An 8,547-nucleotide genomic window follows, 5' to 3' on the forward strand; every position below is an offset into this window, starting at 1 on the left:
TTGCTATGTGATAAACTTTTTACATCATCTTGCATGATAAAACCTCCTGTGTTGATAGTGTGGTTGCCAGGCCACATCAATCTTAACACAGGAGGTTTTTTCTTCCGTTTACTAAAGTATTTTTACCGACCCCCGGTTGAACCGGGGGTTTTTTGGCGCTAAAGCCCCAAAAAATCAGGGCTGGACGAACATCGTCCAGCCCTGTTTCATTACCACAAATGTTTGTTTTTAAGAGTCTTGCCTCTTGCGCTGTTTACGCCGCAACGCAAAACCATTCCTCCAAAAGTTGTTAATCCTCATTTTGTACCTTGAACACCATGCAGTAGATGACCGGCAATACCACCAGGGTGATGACGGTGGCCACGGTCAGACCGCAGGAAATGGCTAAGGCCATGCCTCGCCAGAAATCACTGGGGAACATAGGAACCAGGCCCAGCACGGTAGTAAGGGCCGTCAGCATAATGGGACGGAAACGTACGATGACGGATTCCGTTACCGCTTTCAGCTGCGGCATCCCCTGCGCCATATGCTGGTCGATCTGGTCCACCAGCACGGTGCCGTTACGGATGATAGTACCTACCAGCGCCAGCGTACCGACCTGAGCCAGCAAACTCAAAGGGGTGTTGAACAGGAACAGGCCCAGGAACACGCCAATCAGCCCTAACGGGGAAATACACATAACCACAAACACTTTCCGTACATCCATCAGCATGATCATCAGCAGAACGAGCATGATAATCAGCATGAACGGCACAGGCCGTAAAATGGAGGTAAGGGACTTGGCGCTCTTTTCCGACGGTCCGTCAATTTCAATGTTAACGCCAAAGGGCAGATTTTTCCGCATTTCCGCCGAAGCTTCCCAGATTTCTTTGGTTACGTCATTACCGGTGACGCTGTCGATAATACCTGCATTGACCGTTACGGTCGGCAGCAGATTACGCCGCCAGATCATGCCGTCTTCATTCTTGTAGCTCAGATAGGCTACCTGGTTCAACTGCACGATTCCTTTGGCCGTAGGAATGCTCATGGCTCCCAGGTCGCTGATGTCCTGATGGTTTTTCGGTTCTAACCGGAACACCATGTCGATGGCCTGATCGCCTTCATAATACTTGCTGATACTGTAGCCGCTTACCTCTGCGTACAGGGCGGAAGCTACGGCCTTCCGGGTCAGGCCCATCTGGCGCAGCTTGTCGTCGTCCAGTTCCACTCTGACAGCAGGAGCTTTTTCCATCCAGTCAAATCGGACCATGGTCACGTGAGGATTCGCCACCATAATCTCTTTAATTTTCTCCGCGTACTCTTTCGCCTGGTTATCATCAGGCGCGCTTACCCGGAACATGACCGGGTACGGCGTCGGCGGACCCAGCGGAACGGTACGGCAATAACTCTGCACATCCGGCAAATGATCGTCGACCAGTGTCTTAACTTTCTTTTCCAGCCTTTTCCGGGCTTCCAGACCTTTAGATACCACAATCAGCTGGGCGTAATTATCCCGTGGCTGTTCCGGCTGGATAACCAGCACGAAACGGGGACTGCTCACGCCCACATAGGTTGAAATGCTGCTCACATCTTCGTCTTGCAGCAGCTTCTCTGTCAGTTTGCGCGCTGCCGCATCGGTAGTCTTCAGGCTGGAACCTTCCGGCAGGTTCATATCAACAATCAGCTCCGGACGGGTGGATACAGGGAAGAATTCCTCTTTCAACAGCTTGCTCAGCAGCAGGGAACCTGCAAAAATAGCGAGGCTTATGAGAATTACCGCAACGCGGTGGTGCAATGACCAGTTCAGCAGTTTACGGAATACATCGTAAAAACCGCCCTGGTACATGGAAGACTCTGCTTCCTCTCCCACGCCCTTATCTTCCTTTTTCAGCCAGGCATGGGCCAGGGTCGGAGCCACGGTAGCCGAAACCAGCCAGCTGCTCATCAGGGTAATGGTTATTACCGTAAAAAGGCTGCCTGCGTATGCGCCCACCTGGGATTTGGCAAAGGCAATGGGCATAAAGCTGGCACAAGTGATCATGGTGCCGGTCAGCAGGGGCTTGGCGCAGCTTTCAAAGGCAAAGGAACAAGCCTTGATCCGGTCCCAGCCTTCGTTGATCTTCGTTTCGATCATTTCCACCACGACCACGGAATCGTCTACCAACATGCCCAACGCAATGATCAGGGCGCCCAGGGACAACTTGTGCAGGTCGATACCCGCTATAAACATGCCAATCATACTGCACATCAGCACCAGCGGGATGCAGACGGAAATGACATAGCCGCTCTGCCGCCCCAGGGTCATCAGGCTGACCACCAGCACGATCAGGATGGCTTCTACCAGGCTTTCCACAAATTCATCAATAGAATCTTTTACTACCTTGGGCTGGTTCAGCACCTGGTTGAACTCAAAACCCAACGGCAGCATCTTACGTATTTCCTTGACCTTTTTGTCCAGATTTTCACCCAGTTTCAGGTTGTTGCCGCCGTCTACCATGGAAATCGCAACACCTACGGCCGGTTTGCCGTTAAAATACATCTTGGGTTCCGCCGGTTCCGCGTAACCCCGCTCAATTTTGGCAATATCACGCAGGCGCAGGGTACGACCGTTGCCGCTGACAGGAATGTTTTCGATATTCTCCACCGTATCCGGAATCCCCGTCAGGCGCAGATAGATATTGCTCTTTCCGTTATGCTTCATAGCCGCCGGGGTAACAGAGGTTTCCGCCTGCACCACCGCCGCCAGTTGGTCCACGCTCAGGCCCAGTTGGGCCAGTTTTTCATTATCGACCTGAAGATAGATTTTTTCCGGCTGCACGCCCAACAGGTCAACCTTTTTTACATCCGGCACCTGTACGAAATTGTCTTTGATACGGCTGGCTACCTTACGCATCTCTTCGTAAGAAAAGCTGTCGGATGTAACCGCGTACACATTACCGAACACATCGTCAAAATGATCGTTAAAGAACGGTCCGTACATCTCGGCGGGCAGTTCGCTCCGTTTGTCATTGATCCGGTTACGCAAATCCAGCCAGTGGCTGGGAATGGTTTCGGAAGGAATACTGTCCTTCAGATATACGTTGATAACGCAGACGCCCGGCCTGGAATAGCTGGTAACATAATCCAGATCGTCTACGGTTTGTACCACTTTTTCAATTTTATCCGCAACATGCATCTCCATCTGCTTGGCAGTGGCGCCAGGCCAGGAAGCGGAAATGACCATCTGCGTCAGGGGGAAGCTGGGGTCTTCCTGACGGCCCAGCACCGCGTAACAGATGATCCCCATAATCGCGATCATCGTAGCAAAGAAGTGGATGACCTGCTTGTGTTTGATTGACCATTCTGCCCAGTTACTGTTCATTTTTCCACACTGCCTTCCAGACGCACTTCCTGTCCTTCCGCCAACTTGGTGATTCCGCCGGTTACGACTACGTCGCCCTGGTTCAGGCCTTCCTTGATCCGCACATTGCTGCCCTCAAAGCCGGCCGTTTTAACGGGAACCAGCGTCGCCTTTTTATCCCGGATGACCCACACCTGCGACCGGTCGCCGGTCTGGTAAATAGCCCCGGTAGGAACAAGAATCGATTTAACAGTCCCTGTGTTCAACACCACTTTGGCCGTCATACCCAGCCTTGCCTGTTCCGGCATGGAATCCACAGAAACCTTTACTTTATACGTACGGGTCACAGCATCAGCCATAGACGCAATTTCGCTGATGTGACCGGAAGCTTTTAAATCATTCAGCGCCCAGAACGTAATCGTAGCAGGCTGGTTCAGACGGATCTGCCCTAAGCGGTTCTCCGGAACATATATCTGGACCTCCCGGCTCCCGTCCTGCACCACGGTAGCCACCGGCGTACCGGCGCCAACGACCTGTCCGATCTCTCCGGAAATGGAAGCCACCGTGCCGTCATGGTCGGAAACCAGCCGGGTATAACCCATCTGGTTCTCGCTGGTAGCCAGCTGCGCCCGGGCACTTTCCAGCTGGGACGCCGCTGCGTCATAACGGGTCTTGTGTTCATCCCGGATCATGGTACTGACAGCGCCTTTTTCATAAAGGGCGGTATACCGTTTATAGTTGTCCCTTACCACCTCATAATTGGAAAGGGCCGCCTGATACGTGGCCTTGGCCGCGGTATAACCTTGCTGCACATCCTTCGGATCCAACTCCATCAGCACCTGACCGGCACGCACAGCATCACCCAAATTGATATGGCGGGCCACAATCTTTCCGGCGACCTGGAATGCCAGATTGCTTTCAAATTTTCCCCGCACCTCGCCGGGATAAACGGCCATATCATTCGCTGCGGTCTCCCCAATCGTTACCGTGCGTACTACAGGAACAACAGGAGGTTCCAGTGCCGGCGGCTGCAGCGCGGAGAATATGCGCCAGCCCACAAACAGGACAGCCGCAGCTCCCAAAACCATGTAGTGTTTCTTTGTCATTTTAATTTCTGGCAGGTTCATAATCGTAAACGCACCCTTTCGTGATTATTATATTATGCAAGAACCAGGTAAAGCCTGATATATTTCTTTAGGTTCAGGCCTGCTGCTGACAGCATTCATTCTTCCGCTTTATGCCAGCGGTTTTTTACCGGTAAAAATACGACTCATTTTATCATAACTTACGGCTCAATAATATTAAAGTCCGCCTTGAAAGGCGTCATATATTTGATCAGCCGGACAGGAACCGTCTTGTCCCCCTCCGCGGAAATGCGCTGCAGCACTTCCTTATTCACCATCATCAGCCCCATCAGCTGCATCCGGCTGCAGGTAAGCGTACAGTCCGCCGCTTTGCCCGTCACGCCCTTATGGACCAGCAGGACGCCGTCCCTCCGTTTAATAAAGAAGGTTTCTCCCGTATCCGAAACGATCAGATTCAGGGTAAAGTCATCGTTCTGGGCCTTTACGGCATCGGTTGAGATATTGATAAAGTCAAGCATCATCTCTGCCGTCATGCCTGCTTTCATATCGGCGGCTCCGGCTTTCGGCGCGTGTATCGCCTGGTTGCCGCAACGTAATTCCAGCGCCGCCGTCAGATAGGCATTGCGCCAGATTCCACTTTCCGCCTGATACCCTAGCTGCTCCAGCGCGTCTGCGCACAGGTTCCGGGCTTCCTGGTTCGACGGATCGGCGAAGACCAGTTCCTTGGTGACCTGGGCCACCCACTGATACTCCCCTTTTTCATAATCTTTACGGGCTTTGGCAAGCACTGCCGACGCGTCCCCCAGATACTCCGCCCACTTTTTGCCCGTAGCTTCCGGCGTCAGCAGGTTCAGGTTCACCGGGTTGGCGTCATACCATCCCAGATACCGCTGGTACACTGCCTTGATGTTGTGGTTCAGGGTTCCGTAATACTGCCGGATATACCATACCCTGCCCAGTTTTTCCGGAAGCTCCAGCATCCTGGCAATCTCCACCGGGGTATAGCCCAGATTGGCATAATGCAGGGTCTGGTCGTTGATGTATTTGTAGGCGGCTGCCGTATCTTCCATGTACTTCTTAATTTTATCTGTTTCCCAGTGGGGCCAGTTATGTGACTGGAACACCACGTCCGTCTTATCCCCGAACAGTTCTTCCGCTTCCAGGATATATTTGGCCCAGGCACTGGCATCCCGCACCTGAGCGCCCCGGAGGGTGTACAGGTTGTGCATGGTGCCGGTACAGTTTTCCGCCAGCCACAAAGCCCGGTAATCCGGGAAATACGCATTCATCTCTGCCGGAGCTTCCGTGCCGGGGGTCAATTGGAACTGTATTTCTATCCCGTCAATGCGCAGGGTTTCATTCTTTGTAACTTCATAGGTAGGAGGCAACAGCCCAACATTACCCACAGCCTGACCCAGACCGATGCCGATGGCAAGCCGCCCCTTCGGTCCCGGCTGCAGATGGGTTCCATACTGATACTGGGCACGCCGTCCCATCGCACAACCTGCGTAAATATTCTCGCTGACCGCATGCTCCAGGAATCCTTCCGGCGCTATCACAACCACTTTGCCGCTGGCCAGCTGGTCTTTCAGGGAAAGGTTTGCGTCAGCCGCATCTTCTTTTTTGACCAGACCATAGATGCCGCCGTAGTGATCGATGTGGGAATGACTGTAGAGAACCGCGACGATGTTCAGAGGGCCAAAATGCTTTTCCATCAGCGCTTTGGCTTCTTCCATATCCTCCTGGCACATGAGCACATCAAACACGATCCAGCCGTTTTTGGTACGGATGAACGTGACGTTAGCCATATCGTAGCCCCGAACCTGATAAATGCCCTTGCACACTTCAAAGAGCCCGGCGTAACTGTTGAACAGGGTATTACGCCACAGACTGGGGTTTGCCGTGTCCGGCGCCTTGGCAAATTCTTTCATAAAATCGTAATCCGCCGCGTTCCAGACCACGTGCCCGTCTTCGCCGCGGATCAGCAGTGCGGTCGGCGCTTCTATCAGCCCCCGCAGCGCATTTTCCTTTTCCGCTTCGTCATCAAAGTCAAGCTTCTTGTACCAGGCTGCGTTGGCCTCTTTGGTAAAAGCAGTTGCGTCCTTTGCAATGTTTTCATTCTCTACCTTATTTGCCATTTGGATCCACCTTTCCGTCAAAGCTGCCGGCAAAACCGGAAATATTGTACTGTTGAATCCTTCCTAATTAGTTATTATAACATAAAGCGCTTTTTATACCAATTAATTTTTAGAAAAAACAGATATTTTGAAAATTTCATCCATTATCTGCCGTTCCCATGTACACCGCTTCGTCCATCATGCCTTCATTTTTGGAAAGCGCCGTGGTCACCGCGATATCCCCGATCGTGTTGATCGTGGTACGGAACATGGAAGTCAGCGGGTCGATGCCCAGCACGATCGCCGCCGCTTCCACAGGAACGCCGAAGGAAACGATAATGGAAGTCAGGCAGACAAAAGATCCGCCCGGTACGCCCGGCGCGCCGATGGACAGGGCCACAACCGTGACGAAGAGCGCCCAGATGAACGCCGGCGTCATCTCCACCCCGTACATCTTCGCAAGCAGGATCGCCTGAATGGAAAAGTAGAAACAGCCGCCGTCCATGTTGACCGTGGCCCCAAGGGGAATGGAAAACGAGGAAAGCCGGGGCGAAACCCCCATCTTCTCTGTACAGAAATTCATAGTAAACGGCATGGCCGCGCTGCTGCTGCCCATGGAAATGGCAACCGGAACGAAGCCGCCGATTTTCTTCAGGAAGGGTACCGGGGAAATCTTGCCCATCAGCACCATGACCACCGAATAGACGCAAATCATCGCCGCGGAACCGATAAACTGGCCGATCAGCACCTTACCCAGCAGCCACAGGGAATCCACGCCCACGGTAAACATCAGCGCCATCATGGAAAGGAACGCAATGAGGGGGATAAACTGCGCCAGCAGGGTGATGACCCGCAGGCAGAACGTGTTGGCGGTTTCCGTAAAGTCCTTCAGCAGCTGCGCCGTCTCGCCCAGCATATTGATGGTAACGCCGAACAGCACGGAAACAAAGATGACCTGCAGCATATCCCGGTTCACGATGGGCGCGATCAGGTTCTCCGGCACCACTTTTACAATCATATCCAGCAGGGACACACTGACCCCGCCGCCGCTGCCGCTGATGGTTCCCATCTGGGGCACGCCGCCGTGGAACATGAACAGGCCGATGGTAATACTGAGAATCGTAGCGATGACCGTGGTACACATGTAGGTTCCCACCAGTTTGCCGCCGATGCGCCCGATATCGGACGCGTTGGATATGCTGGTCAGGCCCGCAATGATGGAAAAGAACACAACCGGGGCGATCATCATATTGAGGGAATTCAGGAACATGGTCCGGATGCTGGTGACCACATTCTTGTTCAGCATCTCGATCATCTCCGGGGACACCATGCTCTTCAGCACCGCCCCGGCCAGAATGCCCAGTACCATGGCGAACAGGGTGTAGCGGATCTGCTTGTTCCCCGCCTCGTGTACCCGGACCGTCACAATGTTCATACCGTTTTTGTGGGCGTAAGAGAGCTGCTCCTTCTTTGATTTCAGGAACACTGTCCGCTCATAGTCCGGATCGTCCTCGTTCCACTCCTCCAGCATCTGCAACGGATTATACTCATCGCCCTTCGTCTCCAGGCGCAGCGAAACATCGCCGAAGCGTTTGCGGACCTTCACTTTGTCGCAAACCTCCGGGCGCCTGGAAAGCTGCAGGGAATAAATATGCTCCACCAGCTGCTTTCCGGCTTCCGCTTCCTTATCGGACACACCCAGCTTCCGGAGCGTGTCGCCAATCCCAATGACAGTCTCTCTGTAACCGTCGGGGGTAAGTTCAAAAGTGCGCCATCGTTCAAACATTTCATTCACTCCTTATACAACAGTAAGCTATATCTCCTTACATTATTATACTTATAATAACTTTTTATCCTTATAAATTCAAGTGAATTCTGGTTGAAATACCAGTTTTTTAGCTGAAAAGTCAATAAAGCAACTGTCACGAATAAATATCCACCGGCATAGCCGGTGGTTTTTCCTTTTCGGGCATAGCCCTAACGCTACCGGCAATGCACAAGTGCATCGTTTATTGGCCTGCCAGCC

At 52.8% G+C, this 8,547-nt stretch carries 4 protein-coding genes; all 4 read right to left on the minus strand.

The window, feature by feature from the left end; translation table 11 throughout:
• Nucleotides 1-289 precede the first annotated feature (289 nt).
• On the minus strand, nucleotides 290-3,340 hold the full coding sequence (locus QZV31_RS12595) for an efflux RND transporter permease subunit (RefSeq protein WP_295361270.1): 3,051 nt from the start codon (nucleotides 3,338-3,340) through the stop codon (nucleotides 290-292).
• Nucleotides 3,337-4,446, minus strand: a complete 1,110-nt coding sequence (locus QZV31_RS12600) for an efflux RND transporter periplasmic adaptor subunit (protein ID WP_295361272.1) — start codon at nucleotides 4,444-4,446, stop codon at nucleotides 3,337-3,339. The genes QZV31_RS12595 and QZV31_RS12600 overlap by 4 nt, the downstream gene beginning before the upstream one ends.
• A 158-nt stretch (nucleotides 4,447-4,604) precedes the next feature.
• Nucleotides 4,605-6,542 carry an alkyl sulfatase dimerization domain-containing protein gene (locus QZV31_RS12605; protein WP_295361275.1) on the minus strand — a complete coding sequence of 646 codons (1,938 nt, stop codon included), beginning with the start codon at nucleotides 6,540-6,542 and terminating at the stop codon, nucleotides 4,605-4,607.
• A 136-nt stretch (nucleotides 6,543-6,678) separates the two neighbouring features.
• Nucleotides 6,679-8,307 (minus strand): dicarboxylate/amino acid:cation symporter, encoded by a 1,629-nt coding sequence (locus tag QZV31_RS12610; protein WP_295361278.1) that lies wholly within the window; start codon nucleotides 8,305-8,307, stop codon nucleotides 6,679-6,681.
• Nucleotides 8,308-8,547 lie beyond the last annotated feature (240 nt).

The organism is uncultured Succiniclasticum sp. (assembly GCF_902793885.1).
GTDB lineage: Bacteria > Bacillota > Negativicutes > Acidaminococcales > Acidaminococcaceae > Succiniclasticum.

Excerpts from the sequence above, each read along its gene's own strand:
- QZV31_RS12595 (WP_295361270.1), bottom strand. The coding sequence starts at position 3,340 with ATGAACAGTAACTGGGCAGAATGGTCAATCAAACACAAGCAGGTCATC.
- QZV31_RS12600 (WP_295361272.1), bottom strand. The coding sequence starts at position 4,446 with ATGAACCTGCCAGAAATTAAAATGACAAAGAAACACTACATGGTTTTG.
- QZV31_RS12605 (WP_295361275.1), bottom strand. The coding sequence starts at position 6,542 with ATGGCAAATAAGGTAGAGAATGAAAACATTGCAAAGGACGCAACTGCT.
- QZV31_RS12610 (WP_295361278.1), bottom strand. The coding sequence starts at position 8,307 with ATGTTTGAACGATGGCGCACTTTTGAACTTACCCCCGACGGTTACAGA.